General features: G+C 69.1%; 21 protein-coding genes and 3 pseudogenes. 12 read left to right on the forward strand and 12 right to left on the reverse strand.

All coding sequences use genetic code 11. The annotated features are described in order from the left end of the window. Positions 1-213: 213 nt before the first annotated feature. From OG289_RS48365 to OG289_RS48385, 5 genes are all read right to left on the reverse strand, one after another. Positions 214-879 carry a S26 family signal peptidase gene (locus tag OG289_RS48365; protein ID WP_327320370.1) on the reverse strand — a complete coding sequence of 222 codons (666 nt, stop codon included), beginning with the start codon at positions 877-879 and terminating at the stop codon, positions 214-216. After that, on the reverse strand, positions 876-2,723 hold the full coding sequence (locus OG289_RS48370; protein ID WP_327321025.1) for an ABC transporter ATP-binding protein: 1,848 nt from the start codon (positions 2,721-2,723) through the stop codon (positions 876-878). Before OG289_RS48370 ends, OG289_RS48365 begins: the two co-directional genes overlap by 4 nt. Before the next feature lie 80 nt (positions 2,724-2,803). Next, complete coding sequence (locus OG289_RS48375; protein ID WP_327320371.1) at positions 2,804-3,349, reverse strand: TlpA family protein disulfide reductase; 546 nt, start codon at positions 3,347-3,349, stop codon at positions 2,804-2,806. Positions 3,350-3,360: 11 nt separating this feature from the next. Further along, positions 3,361-3,933, reverse strand: a complete 573-nt coding sequence (locus OG289_RS48380) for a MauE/DoxX family redox-associated membrane protein (RefSeq protein ID WP_327320372.1) — start codon at positions 3,931-3,933, stop codon at positions 3,361-3,363. A 165-nt stretch (positions 3,934-4,098) separates the two neighbouring features. Continuing rightward, positions 4,099-4,278 carry a hypothetical protein gene (locus tag OG289_RS48385; RefSeq protein WP_327320373.1) on the reverse strand — a complete coding sequence of 60 codons (180 nt, stop codon included), beginning with the start codon at positions 4,276-4,278 and terminating at the stop codon, positions 4,099-4,101. 126 nt (positions 4,279-4,404) lie between these two features. Between OG289_RS48385 and OG289_RS48390 the strand changes: the two genes are divergently transcribed. From OG289_RS48390 to OG289_RS48405, 4 genes and pseudogenes are all read left to right on the forward strand, one after another. Then, positions 4,405-5,415, forward strand: a complete 1,011-nt coding sequence (locus tag OG289_RS48390) for a winged helix-turn-helix domain-containing protein (RefSeq protein ID WP_327320374.1) — start codon at positions 4,405-4,407, stop codon at positions 5,413-5,415. Positions 5,416-5,490: 75 nt separating this feature from the next. Then, positions 5,491-6,783, forward strand: coding sequence for an IS256 family transposase (locus OG289_RS48395; RefSeq protein WP_327320375.1), 1,293 nt, complete (start codon positions 5,491-5,493; stop codon positions 6,781-6,783). Positions 6,784-6,822: 39 nt separating this feature from the next. Then, positions 6,823-7,135 (forward strand): annotated as a pseudogene (locus OG289_RS48400) (transposase family protein); the annotation flags it as partial. Between the two features lie 147 nt (positions 7,136-7,282). Next, positions 7,283-7,637, forward strand: a pseudogene (locus OG289_RS48405) (transposase); the annotation flags it as partial. Positions 7,638-7,669: 32 nt separating this feature from the next. Here OG289_RS48405 and OG289_RS48410 read toward each other — a convergent pair. The 4 genes and pseudogenes from OG289_RS48410 to OG289_RS48425 form a co-directional block, all read right to left on the reverse strand. Beyond that, the gene (locus OG289_RS48410; protein WP_327320376.1) at positions 7,670-8,503 is read right to left on the reverse strand and encodes a PIG-L family deacetylase; all 834 of its coding nucleotides are present in this window, start codon (positions 8,501-8,503) and stop codon (positions 7,670-7,672) included. A 678-nt stretch (positions 8,504-9,181) separates the two neighbouring features. Beyond that, on the reverse strand, positions 9,182-9,745 hold the full coding sequence (locus OG289_RS48415; protein ID WP_327320377.1) for a dihydrofolate reductase family protein: 564 nt from the start codon (positions 9,743-9,745) through the stop codon (positions 9,182-9,184). A 100-nt stretch (positions 9,746-9,845) separates the two neighbouring features. After that, the gene (locus OG289_RS49975; protein WP_442819052.1) at positions 9,846-10,163 is read right to left on the reverse strand and encodes a DNA polymerase thumb domain-containing protein; all 318 of its coding nucleotides are present in this window, start codon (positions 10,161-10,163) and stop codon (positions 9,846-9,848) included. Positions 10,164-10,174: 11 nt separating this feature from the next. Beyond that, a pseudogene (locus tag OG289_RS48425) lies at positions 10,175-10,319 on the reverse strand (thioredoxin-disulfide reductase); the annotation flags it as partial. Between the two features lie 145 nt (positions 10,320-10,464). On the opposite strand from OG289_RS48425, the gene OG289_RS48430 reads away from it, so the two are divergent. Together OG289_RS48430 and OG289_RS48435 are read left to right on the forward strand one after the other, a co-directional pair. Further along, complete coding sequence (locus tag OG289_RS48430; protein WP_327320379.1) at positions 10,465-11,100, forward strand: TetR/AcrR family transcriptional regulator; 636 nt, start codon at positions 10,465-10,467, stop codon at positions 11,098-11,100. Then, on the forward strand, positions 11,097-12,599 hold the full coding sequence (locus OG289_RS48435) for an MFS transporter (RefSeq protein ID WP_327320380.1): 1,503 nt from the start codon (positions 11,097-11,099) through the stop codon (positions 12,597-12,599). Before OG289_RS48430 ends, OG289_RS48435 begins: the two co-directional genes overlap by 4 nt. 7 nt (positions 12,600-12,606) lie before the next feature. Here OG289_RS48435 and OG289_RS48440 read toward each other — a convergent pair whose 3' ends face one another. Further along, positions 12,607-13,005 carry a MerR family transcriptional regulator gene (locus OG289_RS48440; RefSeq protein ID WP_327321026.1) on the reverse strand — a complete coding sequence of 133 codons (399 nt, stop codon included), beginning with the start codon at positions 13,003-13,005 and terminating at the stop codon, positions 12,607-12,609. 425 nt (positions 13,006-13,430) lie between these two features. Between OG289_RS48440 and OG289_RS48445 the strand changes: the two genes are divergently transcribed. The 4 genes from OG289_RS48445 (at position 13,431) to OG289_RS48460 (ending at position 18,649) form a co-directional block, all read left to right on the forward strand. After that, positions 13,431-14,936 carry a SulP family inorganic anion transporter gene (locus tag OG289_RS48445; RefSeq protein WP_327320381.1) on the forward strand — a complete coding sequence of 502 codons (1,506 nt, stop codon included), beginning with the start codon at positions 13,431-13,433 and terminating at the stop codon, positions 14,934-14,936. Between the two features lie 893 nt (positions 14,937-15,829). Then, a complete protein-coding gene (locus OG289_RS48450) occupies positions 15,830-17,329 on the forward strand; it encodes a S1 RNA-binding domain-containing protein (RefSeq protein WP_327320382.1) in 1,500 nt (499 codons plus the stop codon). 432 nt (positions 17,330-17,761) lie between these two features. Next, on the forward strand, positions 17,762-18,247 hold the full coding sequence (locus tag OG289_RS48455; protein WP_327320383.1) for a hypothetical protein: 486 nt from the start codon (positions 17,762-17,764) through the stop codon (positions 18,245-18,247). Positions 18,248-18,310: 63 nt separating this feature from the next. Further along, on the forward strand, positions 18,311-18,649 hold the full coding sequence (locus OG289_RS48460) for a DUF5958 family protein (protein ID WP_442819137.1): 339 nt from the start codon (positions 18,311-18,313) through the stop codon (positions 18,647-18,649). 287 nt (positions 18,650-18,936) lie between these two features. On the opposite strand, the gene OG289_RS48465 is transcribed toward OG289_RS48460, so the two are convergent. After that, entirely contained in the window at positions 18,937-19,842 is a 906-nt protein-coding gene (locus tag OG289_RS48465) for an NAD-dependent protein deacetylase (protein WP_327320384.1), read from the reverse strand. A 169-nt stretch (positions 19,843-20,011) separates the two neighbouring features. Further along, the gene (locus OG289_RS48470; RefSeq protein ID WP_327320385.1) at positions 20,012-20,656 is read right to left on the reverse strand and encodes a CBS domain-containing protein; all 645 of its coding nucleotides are present in this window, start codon (positions 20,654-20,656) and stop codon (positions 20,012-20,014) included. Positions 20,657-20,940: 284 nt separating this feature from the next. Here OG289_RS48470 and OG289_RS48475 point away from each other — a divergent pair, with 284 nt between their 5' ends. Then, positions 20,941-21,417, forward strand: a complete 477-nt coding sequence (locus OG289_RS48475; RefSeq protein WP_327320386.1) for a hypothetical protein — start codon at positions 20,941-20,943, stop codon at positions 21,415-21,417. A 123-nt stretch (positions 21,418-21,540) separates the two neighbouring features. Then, positions 21,541-22,167 (forward strand): class I SAM-dependent methyltransferase, encoded by a 627-nt coding sequence (locus tag OG289_RS48480; protein WP_327320387.1) that lies wholly within the window; start codon positions 21,541-21,543, stop codon positions 22,165-22,167. Positions 22,168-22,371 lie beyond the last annotated feature (204 nt).

The raw sequence follows: 22,371 nt of genomic DNA on the forward strand, positions 1-22,371 counted from the left end.
GCCGTGACCACCCGAACCGACGACGTCGGCGTACAGAGGTTCACCGGGAATCTCCACACCCTTACGCGGGATCGCCACCCGGCGGCGGCCGCGTTTCAGCAGGTCAGCGCATTTCATCGGTTGGCCTTAGGAGCCGGGTGGCCTCCGGCAGGGCACCGCTCCAGGACGGTGCGGGATGGCGCGGTGTTCGTTTCCATCACGCGTCACGGCCGTTCATCGCAACCGCAGGGGAGTTGATCGCTGTTCGTCACTCCGCGTCGGTGCGAGCGGGCGCAGCACCGTGCCCAGGACGCGGTCGGTGGGGAAGTAGCCGTAATGCCGGGAGTCGAGGCTGGCGTCAGCGTTGTCTCCGAGCAGCACCAGACGGCCGGGCGGAACCCGGTCCTCGCCCGCGGCGGCCAGGGCGGGAACCGCCTCGCGCGGTACAGGGTCGCCCGGCACCGCGGCGATCCGTTTGATGATCCACCGGCGGCGGGACAACTCGGCCGCCCGTGCGGAGGACTTGAGTGGCGGTGCCGCCCAGCCGCCGTTTGCTTTTTGAGGCTCCACCACGGCCACCATTCCGCGCACGAGCGCCGGATTCCGGCGGACCAGGACCCTGTCGCCGTCGTGGTAGGCCGGTTCCATGCTGGGGCCGTTTACGGTCACCGCTACCAGCGTGCGCCGCAGCAGCACCAGCGTCATGGCGACGCCACACATCACGGCCGGCACGGCCGCTGCCAGGGCCCAGCCGCCCGCCCCGGTGCGCAGCAGGGCGCAGCTCACGGCCGCCACGGCCAGCAGCGCCGTCCACAGTGCCCATGACGGGAGTGCCGAACGCGGGCCCGCCGATCGCTGGTGGGAACGGGTGAGGAAATGCGGTCGGTGCAGTGCGGTCATGACCCTCCTGTCGGCACGGACGGGGCAGCGTTTTCGGTCCGGTATCCGGCGGCCTGCAGGGTGAACAGCCGGGCGTAGTGCCCGTTCGCGATCATCAGCGTGGGGTGGTCGCCCTCTTCGGTGACCTGACCGTCGTCGAGTACGACGATGCAGTCAGCGCCACGCACGGCACTGAGCCGGTGGGATATCAGCAGGCTGGTCCGCCCAACCCGGTGGCGGCGCAGGGTGGTGTGGATCTCGTGCTCGGCCTCGGCGTCGAGCCCGGCGGACGGCTCGTCGAGAATCATCAGATCGTGCCCGTCCCGCAGCAGCGCCCGGGCCAGGGCCAAGCGCTGCCACTGGCCTCCGGAGAGCATCACGCCGGTGGCCGGGTCGTCCTTGTCGGACTCCATGAAGAACATCCGCGACAGCATGGTGTCGTAGCCGTGCGGGAGGCCGGCGAGTTTCTCGTGGATGCCGGCTCGGACCGCGGCCGCCTCGATGCGCGGCCGGTCGTGCAGCGCGTCCAGATCTCCCAGCGCAATGTTCTCGAGCGCGGTCAGGTCGTAGTGCATGTAGTCCTGGAACACCGCGCCGATCCGGCGGCGCATGTCGGCGGGGTCCACCTCGCGCAGATCGATGCCGTCCCACAGGATCGCCCCGCGGGTGGGGTCGTAGAACCGGCACAGGAGTTTCACCAGGGTGGACTTACCGGCACCGTTGCGCCCGACCAGGGCCAGCGCCGTGCCGTGCGGAATGAACAGGTTGACGCCGCGCAGCACCCACGGGTGCTCGTCGGAGTAACGAAACCACACGTCACGCAGCTCGATTCCCTTGCGCAGGGCAGGCAGTGGGCGTGGCGGGACGGCGATGGGCAGGTCCGGCCCGGCCGTGGTCACCGCCAGATAGTGGCCGAACATCAGCAGGGCGTGGTGCGCACCGGCCACGGTGGCCGTCAGCGCGGCTAGCGCGCTCTGCACCCCGGCCACCGCGGCGACGAACATAGTGACGCCGCCGATCGACAGCTGGCCGGCGCGGGCCGCGTGCACCGACCACAGCAGTCCGCCGCCGGACACCGCGGCGGCCAGCACGCCCAGCCCGGCCTGGACGCGGACCTCCCACCGGTCCATGGTCCGCCGCTCGGCATTGCCGGCCCGCCGCTCGGCCAGCATCCGCCCGCGCAGAAAGCCCCCGAAGCCGAACAGTCGCACCTCCTTGGCTGCCTCTACGCTGGAGAGCAGTTCGCTGTAGAAGATCTCCCGTCGCTCGACGGGTCCGATCCGCCAGGCCATCCCTGCCCGCTGCCGGGACAGCATCAGCTCGGCGAGTAGCGCGGGCACTCCTGCGAGCAGGACGAGCGCTGCCATGACCGGGCTGAGTACGAACAGTGAGCCGAGGAATCCGGTGATGGTGAGCGTGGCCCGGGCGATCCCGCATACGCCGTCGACGGCCTGGCTCACCGTCGTTCGGCCCGCCTGCTGGGCCAGCCGCAACCGGTCCAGGAAGCGTGGATCCTCGAACCGCCTCAGCCCCGCGAATCCGTCCACCGCGGTGAACAGCCGGTCCTGCGCCAGGAGACCGGCCTCCCGGTCCAACTGGGACCGCAGATACTGAAGCGACTGCGGCAGGATCCCTGCGGCGACCCCGGCCGCCGCCAGGCCTCCGCCCAGCGCGGCCAGCACGCCGAACGGCGCGGCACGGACCAAGCCGTCCAGCAGCAGCCGGGTCAGCCAGGCGGCCGCCACAGGCAGGACACCCGCCGTCAGCGTCAGTACCCCATACAGCGTCAGTGTCCCTGGTGCGGCCCGGCTTGCGAGCGCGAGCGCAGCCACGATCCGCCGTGCCAAGGCCCGCGCCCGCGTCATCCAGCCCCGCCCGGAGTCGTCGACGGCCGTCTTCTGCCCGGGCCCGGTCCACCGAACCCGGGTGCGGCGCCGGGCCCCGGTCATACCGCCGCCACGTCCGGCCTGCTCAGATCCACAGCGTTGGAGCGCACGACGAGCCGGCCGTCGCCACCTCGCCCCACCTTCAGTACGGTGGGGTACGCCTTGACCTTGAACGCCTCGCCCAGCGCGCCGTCGACGTTCTCGACCACCACGCGGGCCACCGGACTCAGTGCGCCGACAGGCCCCGCGGTCTCGTCGGGTTCGCCGACCACGACCGCCAGTACCCGATCACGCCCGCCGGGCACCGTCGGCGCGTACTGCACGAACTTCGGCATGGTCTCCTTGCACGGCCCACAGGTCGGGGAGAAGAACGCCACCAAGGTGTCCTCGGCCAGCTGCTCCCCGGTCAGTGGCTCGCCGTCCATGGTGGTGGCCGTGAACGCGCCGACTTCCTCGCCGGCCGCCAGCGCCGGCGCACCCATGCCGCTGTTGTTCGCGAGCAGGTCTGTGTGCTCGCGGAGCCGTTTGATCACGCCCAGTGTGAGGATCAGGTCCAGCGTGCAGAGCGCTCCTACGAGTACCAGGGCCGCTGTCAAGATGGGCATCGTGTGCCTCCTTAGGACTCCCCGCGGGCCGCGGACGCACGTGGGCGGCCGTCGGCGACGGGGACGGGTCGATACAGTTCGCAGATGTCGTCTAGCACGGCGACCAGCCCGCCGAGCAGCAGGCCACCGCTCACCGCCACGGCCGCCCCGCCCCACCGCACGGCACCGGCCGTCGGCAGCGCCCCGCACACCGCCCCCAGGACCGCGACGGCGGCAAGGACGAGGTTCCGCGCGATTTGCCGGGGCCCGAGCGGGGTCGCCGAGACGCCGAAGCAACGGCACGGCGCGCGCACCCCACGGCGCACCGCCAGCGTGATGCCGGCCGCGAATACCCCCAGCAGCATGGCCGCCAGTGTCAGCCCGGCCGCCGCAGCGGCCGGGCTGACGACCAGGGCGCAGATGGCGAACTCGGTCACGACCACGCCGCGGGCCACCGGCCGGGCCAGCCGCGGCGGCAGCAGCCGCATATCGCGCACAGAGGCGGCGAAGGCACCGAACGCGCCGCGGCCCGCCACTTTGCTGGCGGACGACACCACGAACACCGCCCCGATCAGACAGCGGATCCCCAACGCCAGGTACTGCACGCAGATCCCTCCCGTGGCAGGGTCGAACCGGCGCCCGGCCGGACGCCGCAGGCTTCAACGTGGCAGACGCCGGCCCGAGCCGCGGCCCGGGCCGGCGTCCACTGATGCGAGAGCCGGAAGCGCGAAACGCGACAGCGGCCCTCGGCTTGCGTCACTGACGTGGGATCAGGGACAACGGTGCGACAGACACACCGGGTCTCCACCGGCGCAGGTGTTCAGCTTGCAAGGGGAGTGACCACACTGCCAGCAGTCGTTCCAGCAGTACCAGCCGCATGCCGACGCCTCGGCCGAGGGCACGAGGCGCTCCAGCAGGCGGCTGCCCGCTGCTTCGAGCTTCTTGAACATCTCAACACTCCTTAAGTACTTGTTTTCGATCCGGCGGGATGTTGGCCAGGATGGCTGGGCGGCTGATCGAGCGTCGACGTAATTTGGCCTAGCCCGAATAACGACATCCTGGACATGCTCTGTGCCATGCCGGTACGCATCCACTTCACCACCGAGGACATGGCCCGCACCCGTTTCGCGGAGGCACCCCGTCCACTTCTTGAGCTGAATATCGCGCTGCGGCAACTGCAGGAACGCAGTCATCCGACCCAGTTCGGGCCTTGGAGGCGGGAATCGTTGCGGCGCCTGTCCCCAAAGGTGCAGCAGTTGTTCGATCTGATCCCGTCAACGGGCTGGTCGGTGGGCTTCCTCGGCCTCCCGGCGGCCGAGGACATCGGAGAGGTGCTGGATCAGATCCGGGCTATGCCTGCTGCCCGGGTCCGGAAGGACATGGAGGTCTGGGCTGGCCGCGACCATCAGCGGCCGGTGCCAGCCTGGACGCAGTCGCTCGGCAGTGACAAAGAGCTGCTGCTGGAGTTGACCGATGTCGCAGCCCACGTGCACCAGCACGTCATCGCTCCCTACCAGCAGCGCATCGATGCCCTCAGCACTGCGGACCAATCGCTGCGCAGGCGTCAGGCCGCCCACGGCGGACTCCACGCCTCGCTGTCCGGGCTCAACCCCCGTCACATCAAGTGGAAGCCGCCTGTTCTGGAACTCGCTATGGCCAGCGGTGCGGACGACGACATTCATCTTTCCGGCCGCGGCCTGTTGCTGATTCCGTCGTTCTTCGGGGTCGCATCCCCTGTACTGGGCGTGAGCGCCGAACTCCAGCCGTATCTGACCTACCCCATCCGCTGTGACGACACAGACCTCGCTCTGCCGCCCACGGAGACCGCCCGGGTCCTCAGTACCGTCCCCGACTCCCTGACCACGCTCCTCGGCCACACCCGGGCCATCGTGCTGTGGACCATCGCCCATCATCCCGGCTGCACCACCACCGAACTCGCCCGCCATGCCGGTATCTCCCCGGCCAGCGCCAGCCAGCACGCGACTGTTATACGCACCGCCGGGCTGACCATCACCGTCCGCCACCACAACACCGCCCTCCACACCACGACCCCGCTGGGCACGAGCCTCCTCAACACCACCGCTTGAGACTGCGCCGCACATTTCGCGAACGGCGGGACTGTAAAACGTTCGGTGTAACTCCCGATCATGGAAGATGCATCGATGACCAGTGAGAACGTGTCGGAGTTTGTGGCCGCCGAGCCCACGAAGGCTGTGTCAGTGAAGGCTGTGGACGACCAGCTGATCGACGAGCTGGTGGGCCGAGCCCAGGCCGAGGGCCTGCAGCTGACCGGCGAGGGTGGGCTGCTGCAGCAGCTGACCAAGCGGCTGTTGGAGTCCGCCCTGGAGGGCGAGATCACCGACCATCTCGGCTACGACAAGCACGACCCAGCGGGCAAGGACGGCGGCAACTCCCGCAACGGCAAACGCTCCAAGACCGTGCTGACCGACGTCGGTCCGGTGGAGATAACCGTGCCCCGCGACCGCGACGGCTCCTTCGAGCCGAAGATCGTCAAGAAGCGGCAGAAGCGGCTGACCGGCATCGACGAGATGGTCATCTCGCTGGCCGCGAAGGGCCTGACCACCGGCGAGGTCCAGGCCCACCTGGCCGAGGTATATGGCGCCGAGGTCTCCCGCCAGACCATCTCCACCATCACCGACAAAGTCCTGGAAGGCATGGCCGAATGGCAGAGCCGCCCGCTGGACGCCGTCTATCCGGTGATCTTCATTGACGCCATCCACGTGAAGATCCGTGACGGCGCGGTCGCCAACCGGCCCATCCACGTGGCCCTGGCGGTCACGGCTGAGCGTCGGCGGGAGATCCTCGGGCTGTGGGCCGGCGACGGCGGCGAGGGTGCCAGGCATTGGCTGCACATCCTCACCGAGATCAAGAACCGCGGCGTCAGCGACGTCCTCATGCTGGTCTGCGACGGGCTCAAGGGCCTGCCCGAGGCGGTGGAGACCGTCTGGCCGCAGACGATCGTGCAGACCTGCGTGGTCCACCTGCTGCGGAACTCCTTCCGCTATGCCGCCCGCCAGGACTGGGACAAGATCGCCAAGCTCCTCAAGCCCGTCTACACCGCCCCCACCGAAGACGCGGCCCTGGAGCGGTTCGCGGAGTTCGCGGACGCCTGGGGCAGGAAGTATCCGGCGATCGTGAAACTGTGGGAGAACGCCTGGGAAGAGTTCACCACGTTCCTGCGGTTCGACACCGAGATTCGCCGCATCGTCTGCACTACGAATGCGATCGAGTCGGTCAACGCGCGGATCCGGCGGGCGGTCAAGGCCCGCGGGCACTTCCCGAACGAGCAGGCCGCGTTGAAGTGCGTCTACATGGCCATCATGTCGCTCGACCCCACAGGCAAGGGCCAAGCCCGCTGGACCATGCGCTGGAAGACCGCATTGAACGCCTTCGACATCACCTTCGACGGCCGCCTCTCAGTAGCCCGTCAGTAACCAACAACCCCAGTTGCACCGCTCGTTTGACAAACCCGCAACCGCAACGACTGCAAGGCGTGGGAACTGTCCGGCGCGAAGGACGCCGTCGGCCGGGCGACGGTCATCGCAGATGGCGGCTATCGGGGCACTGGTCTGGTCATCCCGCACCGCCGCGAGAAGGGGCCAGGCCGAACTCCCGGCTTGGAAAGAGGAACACAACGCCTCCCACCGCAAGGTCCGCGCCCGCGTCGAGCACGCCTTCGCCCGTATGAAGACCTGGAAGATCATGCGTGACTGCCGCCTGAAGGGCGGCGTTCGCCACGCCGTGCTCGGTATCGCCCGCCTGCACATTCTCGCCCTCGCCGGATAACGGAGAAACCAGCAGGCCAGCCAGCACGCCAGAGATCATTACGGGACAGCCCTTAGCTTGATCTTTAACCTCGGGTGTCGAATGCCCCCTCGAACTTGATCACTCGCGTCGGTAACTCCCGTACACGCAGGCGGCCTTCGGCTGATCATGTGCTCCGACCATGGAATACACACGCTCAGCACGAAGGCCGTGGGAACGAGTCTGCTGCAGCACGTTGTCCGGCAGGAGTCGTTCGCTGCACTGTCACGCTTCCGGGGCGAGTTCCACTCCTGCCTGACCAGCCGTGCGGATGCGTTGTTCGAGCTGGCCGATGCCGTGCTGTGTGCGGACGGCCCGGTCCGGTCGTTGGTGGAACTGTCGCTGGTGGGTGAACACCGCCGCAGACGCGGCGGGCTCTACGGCGCCCTGGCCGCAGGCCGGGTGGACGTCGCCCGGTCGCGGCGGGCACTGGCCGCGGTGCCGCTGCCACGGGCGGCGGACAGCCGACTCGTGCTGGCCGCCGAAGAGCTCTCTGACGCCTGGTGGGCGGGCGGATCAGCGCAGTCCGGCGAACAGGTCGTTCTCGGGCACGGCCGCTCCGGTGGTGTCCTGGACACGTATGAAGGTCTCGACGCCCATCAACTCGGTGAACCTCTCCTGGCCCATCCTGAGGAAGAAGATGTTCTCGCCCTGGCTGGCGTGTGCGGCCAGCGCATCGAACTTCTGGCCGCCGAACGCGGTGGTGTCCACCCAGGTGGTGATCTCCTCGTCGGGGAGTCCGATCTCGGCCAGCGCGGCGGCCTCAGCGGGATCCGGCTCCTGTCCGTCCGCCCCGAACTCGCGCATGACCTCCCCGAACCGCTGCATCATCGAGCGGGGCGCCGTCGTCCAGTACACCTTCGGTGTCAGCGCGGTCATCGCCAGCGCCGCCATCGTGATGCGGTTGGCCTGGATGTGGTCGGGGTGGCCGTAGAAGCCGTTCTCGTCGTAGGTGACGACCACATCGGGCTGGTAGCGCCGCAAGAGTTCCGCGAGTCGGGCAGCGCCCTCCTCCACGGGGGTCTGCCAGAAGGATCCGGGGGCGTCATTGGTCGGCCAGCCCATCATCCCGGAGTCGGCGTAGTCCAGCATCTCCAGATGACTGATCTTCAGGACTTCGCAGCTTGCCGCGAGTTCTTCACGCCGCATCAAGGCGACGGCCGCCGGATCGTGCCCGGGATCGCCCGGCTTGACACCCCCCGGTCCGTCACCGCAACCGCCGTCGGTGCACGTCACGAGGACCGTGCGAATGCCCTCCGCCGCGTACCGCGCGAGGACACCTCCCGTTCCAGTGGCCTCATCGTCGGGGTGAGCGTGTACCGCCATGAGCGTCAAGGGCCAGTCATTCATGAAACATCCTCCTGTGTGAAAAGGCCTCGGTCGGAATCCGCGGCGGGCGTATGAGCGGTCGCCCCTCGATATCGGATGTCGGACGACCGGGCGTACCGCGGACCCGGGAGCCCCGGATCATGTCGGGACGGCTTGTTGGTCTCTGTGTTCCGAGCCCGCGTGGTGCCGGTCTCTTGACCGGTGCAACAGTGTCGGCCGGACCGGCTGTTCCCGCCGCGCACCGGAACATCCATGGGTCTTGGCCTTCGCGAGAGCGCGTGCGCGCTGCACCGGCCCGGGTCGCGGCAGGCCGGTGCGCGGATCGCGACTCCTGACAGAAGGTCCGTGGCCTCCCCGTGTGCGGGGACGGCCTGGCGGAACGGGCCGAGTGCCCGTCTGCCGCGCGGGGTGCCGATCCGCCGCCGCTGTGCGGCCGGCAAGCGTGAGAGGTGGTCCACGCCGTGGCGCGGGACGTCGAGCGTGGCAACATAGGTGACCAAAGTGAAGCCTCTGGTGGTTGCGGACATGATCTTGTGGTGAGACCTGTCCTACCTGAGGTTCTACGTGCGTCTGCGGTCGGGTGTGGTCCGTCCGACTCTCCTTCGCCAGGCGGTGGTTCACACCGCTTCGCGCAGATCATTTCGCTGAGAACTCGTCATTGGCCGGCCCGTTCTTCCCAGGGCTCGGCGGACGAGTCGGCTAACGCGCCACGCGGTAGCGGAGGTAGACGACTCCCGAGCTGAAGGTGCGGGTCTCGGCGAGTTCGAGATCCACCCGGCGCTCGTGCCGGGGAAAGAACGGAATGCCACCGCCGACCAGCACCGGGTAGACCCTGGCCCGGTACTCGTCGATCAGACCCAAGGCGGCCGCCTCGGCGGCGAGAGTCGCGCCGCCGATCGCGATGTCGCCGTCCCCCGGTTCGGCTCGCAACCGCTCGATCTCCTCCGCCAGGCCGCCGGAGGCCAGGCGGGCATTGCCCTGCACCGCCGACAGCGTGGTGGAGAACACCACCTTGGGGAGCGGCTTCCAGATCGCGGCAAACTCGAGCGTTGAGAAGTCGAGCGATGGATTCTGGTCGGCGGTCTCCCAGTACAGCATCGTCTCGTACAGTCGTCGTCCCAACAGGTGGACGCCGACCTCTCGCACCTCGTCGGTGGCGAAGCGAAAGACCTCCTCGTCGGGCGCCGTCCAGTCGAAGCCGCCGTCCGGCCCGACGATGTAGCCGTCAAGTGAGACGCTCATCGAATAGGTCACGCTGCGCATCAGAAGTCCTCCTCGGTAACGGGTTCGACAGTACGACCGCCGGACGCCGCAGTACTCATCGCGGCTCGCGAGATCCCCTGGACCGAGTCACCTCACGAGATCATTTCGTTGAGAAAACCTCAGTGCACTGATCAACCGCGGCCTGGCACGCGCCACATTGCCCCGTTTCGACGAAGCCCTCGAAGCGCAGAACCCCGTCGACATCTTCCAGGAAACGGGTGACCCGGCCGGCGCGGGCACCGAGGAGGCGCTGCAGTGTGTGCTGAGGGACGTCGGCGACGTCGCCGACGGTGTGCAGTCCGTACTCGCCCAGCAGCGCGGCGGTCTTCCCGCCTGCGCCGGGCAGTTCCCGCACGGGCCGGGTCCGAAGGAGGGCTGAGATCGCCTCGGGGGAGTCGTCGATGACGGTGCGCAGCACGAGCGGCCCGGGGCGGCCTGGCAGTCGCCGGCGGTAGCGGCGATGGCCTGGCAGCAGGTGTGGTCGACGACGTCGACTGCGGCGAAGACGCCGGAGAGGTTCCTACCTGTCGAGGGTGCGTCGAACTTAGGTACCGCTGCCGTCCAGGTCCAGCTGGTCCTGGGGGGCGGGTGACGTGGCGAGTCAGTAGCCCTCGGGGCGCTGTCGGGCGTCCACCGGCTCCACGCAGTACGACAGCGGTGAGCAGGTTGGCGAGGGTTCGACATTGACGGAGTGAGTACTCACTCCGTAGCCTGAAGGGATGGAAGACACCTCTTCAGCTCCTTCCCGGCGCCGTGCGGCGCCCATGGCCCCCGATCAGCGCCGCGCGATGATTGTCGCCGCGGCCCTCCCCCTCGTCATCGAGTACGGCGCCTCCGTGTCCACGGCGAAAATCGCCCGTGCCGCAGGTATCGGAGAGGGCACGATCTTCCGGGCCTTCGCCGACAAGGACGCCCTGCTCGCCGCCTGCATGGCAGAGGCCATGCGCCCCGACCTCACCGTCGCCCGCCTGGAATCGATCGCGCTGGACCAGCCGCTCACGTCCCGGCTCGCCGAAGCGGCTGAGGTGATGCACGGCCACATGACCCGTATGGGCGCCGTCGCCGGAGCCCTGGCCACGGCCGGGCGGCTGGAACGCCCCGCTCACGTTCAGCCCGGCAAGGACGGTCGTTCCCCGGACCGCGAGGCGGGCCTTGCCGCGCCGCGCTCGGCCCTGGCCGCCCTGTTCGCACCCGACCAGGATCGCCTGCGCCTCGCCCCGGAACGGCTCGCAGACGCCTTCCAGCTCATGCTGATGTCCGTCGGCCGCCCCGGCGCCCCCGACCCGCTGACCACCGAAGAACTGGTGGACCTCTTCCTCCACGGCGCCCTCACCACCCCCGAGGAGGCCCGATGACCACACCCGATGCATACGACAAGCTCGCACCCCAGCGCCGGAAACTGATCACCTTCGCGCTGCTGGGCTGCGCCTTCCTGGCCATGCTGGACGGCACCGTTGTCGGCACCGCCCTGCCGCGCATCGTCGAACAGATCGGCGGGGGCGACTCCTGGTACATCTGGCTGGTCACCGCATACCTGCTCACCTCCTCGGTCAGCGTCCCTGTCTACGGCCGCTTCTCCGATCTGTACGGCCGACGCCGACTGCTGCTGGGCGGGCTCGCCGTGTTCCTGGCCGGCTCGCTCGCCTGCGGCCTGGCCGGTTCGATGGAGGCATTGGCCGTCTCCCGGGCGGTGCAGGGCCTGGGCGCCGGAGCCCTGCTCACCCTCGGCATGGCGCTGATCCGCGACCTCTACCCGCCCTCCCGCGCGGACGGGCTGATCCGCATGCAGACGGTGCTGGCCACGATGATGGTGCTCGGCATGGTGGGCGGCCCGATCGTCGGCGGCCTGCTGGCCGACCATGCCGGCTGGCGATGGGCGTTCTGGCTCAACCTCCCCATCGGACTGACGGCGGCAGCCGTCCTCGCCCTCGCCCTGCCCGACAACCGCCCCGCCCAGACACCCTCCGGACGCCTCGATGCGGCCGGGATCGTCCTGCTCAGCACCGGCCTCGCCCTGGCGCTTACCGGCCTCGGTTTCAAGGGCAACGCCACCGTCAACCACCCCTTGTCCTGGACCGATCCGGCTGTGGCGGGCTGTCTGCTGGGCGGGCTGACACTGCTCGCGCTGCTCGTTCCCGTCGAGCGCCGCGCGAGCGTCCCCGTCCTGCCGCTGCGGCTGTTCCGACACCGCAGTTACAGCGCCCTGTTGACCGCCGGGTTCTTCTTCCAGGTCGCCGCGCTGCCCGTCGGGGTCTTCGCGCCGCTGTACTTCCAGTACGTCCAAGGCCACTCGGCCACCGAATCCGGCCTGCTGCTGCTTCCGCTGCTGATCGGCATGACGCTGGGCAACCGGCTCACTGCCACCGCCGTCCTGCGCAGCGGCCACGTCAAGCCCGCGCTCCTGACAGGCGCCGCACTGCTCACCGTCGGCACGGCCGCCTTCTTCACCCTGGACGCGACAACTTCACCGGCGCTGACCAGCGGATGGCTCCTGATCATCGGCCTCGGTGCGGGCCCGGCGATGGGGGGCATCACCATCGCCACCCAGAACTGCGTCCCGCGCGCCGACATGGGCACAGCCACCGCCGGCTCCGCCCTCACCAAGCAGATCGGCGGCGCCTTCGGCCTGGCCTCGGCCCAGTCTCTGATGGGCCACTCGGCCACCGCCGCGCCCACTTCCTCCGCGATCGGCTCCACCATCGCCTGGAGCGGCACCACTGCCGGACTGCTCGCCCTGGCTGCGCTCCTTCTCATGCGCAACACCCCCATCCCGACACCCAAAAGCCGCAGCGCAGCCCTCGACCCCAGGTCCGCCACCCATGCAGCGCCCGCGGCGGACGGCTCGAGCGCGTAGCGGCCCGTCAGGACCGGACGGCAGGCGCCGCGTGATCCAGGCGGGTGTGCAGGGTGGCGGCGAAGTCCTCGGCGCGGGCCAGCTGCACCCGCAGATCCTCGATCTTCTGGGCGGCGGCCTGTACGTACTCCCTCACGCGGCCCAGGAGCGCCTCTCGCTCACCGGCGGGGAGTTCCTCGTCCGAGTCGAGGCGGTCGGTGGCGTCCAGCAGATCGCGCATCTCGTCCAGGGTGAAGCCGAGCGGCTTCATGCGGCGGATGACCATGAGACGGGCGACGTCGGCCTCGGTGTAGAGGCGGAAGCCGCCCTGGGAGCGGGCGGAGGGGATGACGAGGCCGGTCTCCTCGTAGTGCCGGATGGTGCGCAGCGACAGCTCGGACCGCGCGGCGACCTCGCCGATCTGCATGTGCTTGCTCACGCGGACACCCTTCTCTGCTGTCGCCAAGGCCACAGGCGGCCAGCGCGATCTCTACTCTAACGTTAGGGTAGAGTAAGTGGTCGTCGGGGTCGGCTCCAAGCCGTCCCCGTTCCCACGGCGGCCGGATCACCGATCCCGCGGCCGACAGCCGTGTCGGGGCCGACGACGCCTCCGGCGAAGTCCGATGCCTGCAGGAGAGAGCGTGCGCATGCCCATGTCGCCCAGCGCCGCCGTCTGCCCGCCGTGATTCTTCGCCCTTGAAGCAGCGCTCGGAGCTCTCCGCTCGCGCCTGCTGCTCACCGACTTCAGCCCACCCGTACGTGGGCTTCGCGGATGGCCGCCCCGGCCTTCCGGCGCCTTCCCGCACGCCGCCACGACGGCCGAGCGTGCCCGAGCACGACAGGTACCTGCTCTTGTCCACGTCCGCACTGTCCCCGGCCGCGCGACTGCGAGACCTGCGCCCCGACTGGCTGTCCGACCCGAAGGTCTGGCGCACCGAGGTCCTGGCCGGCCTTGTCGTCGCGCTCGCGCTGATCCCCGAGGCGATCTCGTTCTCGATCATCGCCGGAGTGGACCCGACGATCGGCCTGTTCGCCTCGTTCACCATGGCCGTGACGATCTCGATCGTCGGCGGCCGACGCGCGATGATCTCCGCCGCGACCGGCGCCGTCGCCCTCGTCATCGCCCCGCTCAACCGTGAACACGGCTTCGGCTACCTGCTCGCCGCCGTCATCCTGGCCGGCGTCTTGCAGATCCTCCTCGGCGCGCTCGGGGTCGCGAAACTGATGCGGTTCGTGCCACGCAGCGTGATGGTCGGCTTCGTCAACGCCCTGGCCATCCTGATCTTCATGGCCCAGGTCCCCGAGATGCACGATGTGCCCTGGCCCGTCTACCCGCTGATCATCGGCGGCCTGGCCCTCATGGTGTTCTTCCCCAAGGTCACCAAGGTGATCCCGGCCCCCCTCGTGTCCATCGTCATCCTCACGGTGATCACGGTCGCCGCCGGGATCGCGGTGCCGACCGTGGGCGACAAGGGCGACCTGCCGTCCTCCCTGCCCGTACCCGGTCTGCCCGACGTGCCGTTCACCCTGGACACCCTGACCACCATCGCCCCCTATGCGCTCGCCATGGCACTGGTCGGCCTGATGGAATCACTGATGACGGCGAAGCTGGTCGACGACATCACCGACACCCACTCCTCCAAGACCCGCGAGTCCATCGGCCAGGGCGTCGCCAACATCGTCACCGGATTCTTCGGCGGCATGGGCGGCTGCGCCATGATCGGCCAGACGATGATCAACGTACGGGTCTCCGGCGCCCGCACCCGACTGTCCACCTTCCTGGCCGGCGCGTTCCTGATGGTGCTGTGCATCGTCTTCGGCCCGGTCGTCTCCGACATCCCCATGGCCGCCTTGGTCGCGGTGATGGTGATGGTCTCGTTCGCGACATTCGACTGGCACTCCGTCGCACCCAAGACGCTGCGGCGGATGCCCGCCGGGGAAATCACCGTCATGGTGCTCACCGTCGCGGTCGTGGTCGCTACCCACAACCTCGCCATCGGCGTCGTCGTCGGCACGATCACCGCCATGGTCATCTTCGCCAAGCGTGTCGCTCACCTCGCCAACGTCACAGCGGTCCTCGACCCCGATGGAGACAGCGTGGTCTACTCCGTGACCGGCGAGCTGTTCTTCGCCTCCTCCAGTGACCTCGTCGGCCAGTTCGACTACGCCACCGACCCCGACAAGGTCGTCATCGACCTCACCGCCACCCACATCTGGGACGCCTCCTCCGTCGCCGCCCTGGATGCGATCGAGACCAAGTACGCACAACGTGGCAAGACCGTCGAGATCATCGGCCTGAACAAGCCGAGCGCCCAGATCCACGAGAAGCTCAGCGGCGAACTCGCCGGCAACCACTGACCAATCCGTTTCACCTGCGAGGGCCGCCCAGAGCCACAAGGATCCGGGGTGGCCCTCGCCGCGTCTGCCTCAAGAGGCGCTCCTGGACGCCACTCGATTTGGCGACAGCGTCACACCTGTTGCACCAACTGGGCTCGTCAGCACCGGCGCTGAGCTGCGTAAATCCGTCGGTATCGCCTCGCGCCACACCGCATCCCCCAGAGAAGGAAGCACCATCGGGTCGCCCCGGTGAGGTCGAGGAGGGCACCGTCCTCGAGCATCTGTACGCGCGGCGTGAAGTCCTCCAGTAGGCGGCGCAGCCGTTCCGGGAGTTCGGCGTCGGCGTCGGGCGGCAGGTCGAAGGAGAGGCGGAGGAGAGGGGGAGGAGGGGGGAGGAGGGGGGAGGATGCTGCGGTCGCTCGTCATGATCACCCTGCGCTTCCCTGGTTCACCAGACGCAACAAACTGTCTCGCCACCGCGTCCGGGGGCAGAGCTTTGATGCCGTGCTCGCCGATGTGGAGGAATCGGACACAGACGCTTCGTGGCATGCCGCCCACCTCCAGCTGCAGGGGTAGTTCGCCCATTCGCGAACAATGTATCGAACGTAATTCGAACACTGCGACTCTTGTCAGGTGAGACGCCTGTGGCTGGCCGGCTGTGCCTGAGCGTTTTTCTTGGGCCCCTGAGCGCTCCAGATGGCCCTGCTGAGTTGGTGTAGGTGGCCCGCAGGGGAGCGGGAGCTGCCCGTTCTGGGGCAGTTTTCGCGGTCTCCGGAAGACGGTTCCCACCGCGGTCGGCGCATCGGGGATCGGCTCGATCTTGAGCACCCGAGGGGTGTGCCGTGCCGCACTACGCTCCCGTTACGAGGTCAACCGCCGGCTAGGCGGGCTTCGTCAACGACCACGGGAGCAATGTGCCGCCTTTCGTCTACCAGATCACAAAGTACGACCCTGCCGACCGCGACGAGCACGGCAGCTACATCGGCGCTGAGGACACGATCAGCGACCACGGGCCGGTCGAGGCGGCCTACCTGCAGGCGATTGCCGCTTTCGCCGAGGACACTGGCGTCGACCGCCTGCACATACGTGAGCCGGGGGTCGCCAGCGTTGCCCACTTCGGCCTGGAGCCGGCCGTCGACGGTCACGGCCTTGCCGGGCTCTTCCCGCCCGATCTCAGCGGGTTCCACGATGGTGCGGAAGTGCCGCTGTCCGTCGGTCTCGAGCTGGTCCGGGCCATGCTCCGGGACAACGGCGCCTGGTGCTGCCTGGAGGTCGAGGGCAAGTTCGTCGTGCGCGTCGGATGGGACCAGTACGTCTACGTCACCAGCGAGGATCCCTGCGAGAGAGCGCTCGCCCGCGCCCGAGCGCTCGGACTCTTCCCAGAACGGCTGCAGACCTCGCCCTACGATGCGGACTTCGATGAACCTGGCGTACAGCGGCCCGCCGACGAGGTCTTCTGGACCCGTCTGCGCTGGTCCATCGCCATGCGGCAGGCAGCGATCCTGGAGGAGGGATACCTCTACAACGCATCCCGCTGGCACCGTCTCACCGAGGACACCCTCGACGCGGTACGCACCCGGCTCACCCCTCGTGCCCAGCTGACCGTCTGGCCGGAGCTGTCCACGGACGTCGACGCGGTCCTTGCCACGCTGCCCGACGAAGGTTCGGTGGAGCTCGTATGGGAGGACGAGGATGGGTTGATCACTAGCACGATCGCCGACGAGTCCGAGTACCCGGAACTGACCGCCCAGGTGGCAGGTGCCCGGGCCGCCGCAGCCCTGTCCATGTCCGTCGACGAACGTCATCCGCTGTTCACTGCAGTCCTGCCCGACAGCGACGGCGTCCTGCGCGCCCGGTGGAGGACCGATCCGACGCCGAGCGACCGGAACTGGGCGTTCCTGAAGACTCTCCACCGTGGGGAGATCTGCACAGGCACGGTCACGGAGATCGCCGGCTTCGGTGTGACCTTCGTGGACATCGGGGGCTTCACCGCGATGATCAACATTCCCGAGCTGTCCTGGCGGCGCACCAATCACCCCGCCGACGTCGTCAGTGTCGGTCAGAGGATCTCGGCCGAGATCCTCGACGTCGACCTGGTGAGGGAGACAGTGTCGCTGTCCCTCAAGGCATTGCAGCAGGACCCTATGCGGCAGTTCCTGCGGCAGATCGGGCAGATCACGAACGGGGTCGTGACCAAACTCGTACCGTTCGGCGCCTTCGTTCGTATCGAAGACAGAGAGGACGGTCTTGAAGGGTTGGTGCACCTTACAGAGCTGGCCGAAGAACACGTGGAGCGGCCCCAGGACGTGATCCAGGTCGGAGACACCCTCACCGTAAAGATTGTGGACGTCGACCCTCCACGACGTCGGATCACGCTCTCCCACCTGCAGGCTCTCGCACCCGGAGAGTCCTGACGCTGCGGTCACGCCTCCGGGAAAGTGCGCGGCCGGCGGGCTCGAGGCTTGCCGCTACGCTCCTGCCCGGACGGCCCGGGCATGCAACGAGCATCACGGATGCTGCTGGGCCCGCCGTGCGGAGCCGCCACCCGCCCAAGGCGCAGGGCCTCGCCGACAACGCGCAAGATCACTCTGCTCCACACTTCCCAGGCACGCAGTCGACAGCCGACATGCGGCGCCGGGGCGTAGCGCTGTAGTAGGCCCGGCTGAGCGCCATGGAATCCGGCAGAGTGAGCGTGCAGTTGGCCAGACAGGCCATCTATGGCGCTCAGTCACAGCACCTGTGACTGAGCGCTTGAGTTGGCACCTTGAGTGTCAGAGCTGGCGCGCAAGATACTCGCACCAGGCCGCTGATCAGGGGCTTTCAAGGAGAAAAACAGGTGCTGAGCCGTGAGCCGTGAGCCGTGCAGGCAGGATGCCAACATGTCTACGGAAGTCAGCGGGATGATCGAGTGTCGACCAGGTGCCCGCCTCTGGGGCCCCGACGACGAGGACTCCGTGTGGCACGCCGCCATCGACCTCTTCCTGCTCAACAACGGCAACGCCTACGACGCCCTTGCCTGCCTCTTCGGTATCCGCAACTCCTTCGGCTTCCGCCCCGTGGCCGAAGGCCGCGGCTTTCCAAGCGACGCATCCGAGGGGCTGCGAACCGAGTACGGCGCCTACGCCAGCTCGGGCGACGTACATGGCACAACGCATATCACCTGGGCCGAACTCGCCTCCGTCAACTGGCAGGAAACAGACAGCTCCGGCACACGAAGCCGAGAATCGGTCGCCGGATACGAAACCCACTGGGGACCGGTCTGGAGCGTGATTCGGACACTCAGCGAACTCCACGGAGCGGACCATGTGCGACTTGTTGCCTGGTTCCACTGAACGCCCCTCCGCAGCGAGGCGCTGCTTGTCCGATGGAAGGCAGTCGTGACCGCACGGGACGTCATGCTCAACGAACTCGCGCAGGGGCTGCGCCCGATGTCACAGGGCACCGAATGGTTCGACGCACTCGGCCCGGAGGAACAATCTGAGGCACTGCTGTTCCTGCGCCACCAATGTGTCCAGGCGCGCGCCGTCGCCGAGGACGGACCGTCCTCGTGCCCGGATACACGCGCTCTTCGACGGCCGGCCCACCGCCAGCACCCTCGGGCCGGGGGCCAACGAGGCGTTCTCCACCGTCGTCCTGGCGCGCGGCGCCGCCCTCCAGCTGGCAGTGGCTCGCCCCCACGATCGACCCCCGTCCGAAGAGCAGCACGCACCTGGGCCGCGTCCACGTCGTGCTGAGTTGGACCGCGCTCACCAGACGCAGGTGCTGCTCCTGACCGACGCCGAAGCCGCCGCGTGGGTCACCTCCACGGCGGCCGGGGAGATCTGACCCAGCCCGGACACACCACGGGCCCCGGGGAGTTCAGCCATCCCCGGGGCCCGGCGTTATGGAGTCACGCTGTTCAACGACGCCGGTTCCCCGGCTTCGCCTGCGGCCTGGGCGGCCTCGTCGTCGGCTACCTCCCGCGCCTGCCTCCAACCTCCTCTGCCCGGCTCCTCCCTGTGCTTGCTCCTCTCCGCTGTCACTAGCTTGCCCGGGCCGCCTCGTCGTCGGCGGGGATGCCCAGCCGGTCGGCCATGGCGGTGAGGGCCGTTCCCAGGGGGAGCGCGACTCGGGTGACGGCGTGCGGGTCGCCCCGAGTCGGGTCCCGGTTGACGATCAGCACCGGCTTCCCGGCCCGGGCCGCCTGGCGGACGAACCGGAGCCCGGACATCACCGTCAGTGAGGACCCCAGGACCAGCAGCGAGGCCGCCTCACGGACCAGCTTGCGGCAGTGTTCGACCCGCCGCGGCGGAACGGCCTCGCCGAAGAACACCACGTCCGGTTTGAGGATGCCGTCGCAGACCGTGCAGGGCACCACGCGGAAGTCCCCGACCTGGTCGTCGGTGAGGTCGGCGTCACCGTCCGGGTTGATTCCGGCGGCCACCGGCTCGAAGCCCACATTGGCCTCCTCCAGCCGCCGGGCGACTTCGCGGCGTGGGCTGAACGCGCCGCAGGAAAGACAGACGACCCGGTCCAGGTTTCCGTGGAGTTCCACGATGCCCTCGCTGCCAGCGGCCTGGTGCAGGCCGTCGACGTTCTGGGTGACCACACCCGAGAGCAGGCCGTGCCGCCCGAACGCGGCCACGGCCCGGTGCCCGGCGTTGGGGCGGGCGCGGTCGAACGTGCGCCAGCCGAGGTGGCTGCGCGCCCAGTACCGGCGTCGGGCCTGGGCGCTGGCGGTGAAGTCCTGGTAGGTCATCGGAGTGTGTCGGGCAAGGCTCCCGCCGTCGCCCCGGTAGTCGGGGATGCCCGACTCCGTGGAGATGCCGGCCCCGCTGAGCACCAGCACACCGCCGGTGCCCAGTGCATCGGTGACCGGCTCCAGATCCGTGGTGCCCGGCGGCAGGTCCTCGGTAGGGGTCCAACTCAGAGTGGGGCGCATGCGCATGCCGCCAGGGTACGGAACAGGCTGCAAACACCCGCTTTCGCCGGCGATGGCGCCGTTGGCTCGGAGTGGGACATCCCGCGCGTGCCGCTGCGCCCCCGCCCGCGCGTCATCGCCGCCCCCGTCCTTACCGCCTGGCCCCGCGAGCGGCCGGACTCGCGGGGCAGAACACCTAGTCCGTCCGGGTGGCGGCGAGGTGGGCGTCTACGGCGACGACACCGTCCACGCCCTGGCAGAGGCCCACGACCACTGGGACGAGACGCGGTTCCGGGACGTGACCGCGCAGGGTGACGACACCGTCCCGGACCTCGACCGCGACGGTGCCCTCGTCCAGGCCGAGGATGCGCCCCAGGACGTCCTGCTCGATCTCGCTGCGGATCTCGACGTCGGAGCGGATGAAGGCGTCGAGCAGGTCGCTGCGGCTGACGATGCCGGTGAGGAGCCCGTCGTCGCCGACCACCGGCAGCTGCTTGACATGCCGCTTGCGGAGTTCCCGTGCGGCCCGGGGGATCGTCCAGTCGGCGCGGGCGGTGAAGACGGGGCTGCTCATGAGCGTGCCCGCGGTCCGGGCCCGGGCCTTGCCCCAGGCGCGCTCGTCGTTCCCGTCCTGCCCCTGTGGATCGGGCATGCCGGTCTCGTGCCGCAGCACGTCGGCCGCGGACACGATGCCGAGAGGGTCGCCGTCGTCGTCGACGACCGGGGCCGCGGCGATGTCGTTCGCGTCCAGCAGGGCGGCGATCTCCTGGAACGGCGTGTTGGGGCGGAGGGTGAGGACCTCCTCGGTCATCACGTCACCGACCGTGCGGCGGTGCAGCATGGCATTGGCCTCCTCCGTTTTGCGCGGGGCGGCCGCGGTCGGACCGCCCGGGCGGACGACGCGCGGCGCGCCGGCCTTCGCGGCTCTGCCAGCTCGTCCACGCCGCCTTCCCTACCCATGACAGCACCGCGCCGCTCCGGCGACCAGTGACGTTCGGCCTGGCGGGGAGGGCCGACGGTCCGGCAGCGGGGCCGTGAGGCATTGACGACAGGCAGCGGCGCGAGGAACGGCGGGCAGACCGGCGGGACAGGTGCCGCGAGGTCGCGGCCGCCGTCGACGCAGCGATGCCGTACGCCTCGCCGGAGGAGCGCCGTACGGTCCTCGAGCGGCAGCTGCACAAGACTGTGACCGCCCAGGCGCGGGCCCGCGAGCGCCGATGGGAGCAGGAACGTGCTCGGAAGGCGGCGGCTGCCAAGGCCCGCGCCGAAGCCGCGGCCGCGCGCCCCGTCACCGGTGAGTCTGCCGCGCCTCGGGCCCCGGTCATGCTGCCCGGCTCGCGCGCGGTTCCCCCTGTGCCCGCACCGGAGCCGGGAGGCGAGGACGTTGTCCGGGAGCTGGTCCTCGAGGACCTGACCCGCGAGCAGGTCTTGGACTGGCGCACCCGCGCCGCCCGCGACCACCTGTTCGTGTTCGACCACATCGAGAAGTATGGCGAGGTGTCGGCGAGGCGCCCGTTCACCGGCCAGTCTGTGAACCAGGTGCAGCGCCTGTCCGGCCTCGGGCACCTGAACCTGGGCCACACCCCCTGGGGGCAGGCGTGAGCGAGCAGGTTTTTGCGGCGTCGACCTGGCTAGGGTCATGCTGCTCGCCGCGCTGGAGGCGGCGAGGAAGAAGAATGCACGATGGCACCGTCCTCGTCCTCTCTACCGGAAGGCACGCAGACCATGAGCAGCCAACGCGACCGCTGGGCGGAACTGACAGGCGGACAAGCCGGAGAGGAGTACGCCCGGCGGTTTGCGCGGCTCGCTGAATCAGGCCACGACATCCACGGCGAGGCTGCCTTCTGCGACGCGCTGCTGAAACCTGCCGCCCGGGTACTCGATGCCGGCTGCGGTACCGGGCGGATCGCGATCCGACTCACCGAGCTGGGTCACCTCTGCACGGGCGTGGACGTCGACCGCTCCATGCTCGCCGTCGCCCGCCGCGACGCCCCCACGCAAGAATGGCTCCACGGTGACCTGGCACACCTGGACCGCCTCGGGCTGGAACCCGGCCTCGACCTGGTGCTCGCCGCCGGAAACGTCATCCCCTTGCTGGCCCCCGGTACCGAACCAGCTGTTGTGCGGCAACTTGTCACCGTACTTCGCCCCGGCGGACTGCTGATCACCGGCATGGGACTGGACGCGGAACACCTGCCACTGCCGGAACCGACAGTGACGCTGACGGAGTTCGACCACTGGTGCACGAAGGCCGGACTGACGTTGCAGCAGCGCTTCGCCACCTGGGCCGCCGACCCCTACCGCCCAGGCGGCGGCTACGCCGTCAGTGTGCATTCCCGCCCCACCGCCTGAACCCGATACCGTCCCCCACCAAACGCTCCACGGCCTCCGCCGGCCCCGCCCCGGCCGCACCATGTTGGTTGAAGCGACGGTACGCAGCGGGACCTGGGGCTCGTCCGAAGAGCTACCCCCGCACACGCGGGGACGATACTTCTTGACCGGCAGTGACAGTAGCGGGGCAGTGGATTCCCACCAGCAGTGATCGCCGGGTCGGCT

Source organism: Streptomyces sp. NBC_01235 (genome assembly GCF_035989285.1).
Taxonomy (GTDB): Bacteria; Actinomycetota; Actinomycetes; order Streptomycetales; family Streptomycetaceae; genus Streptomyces.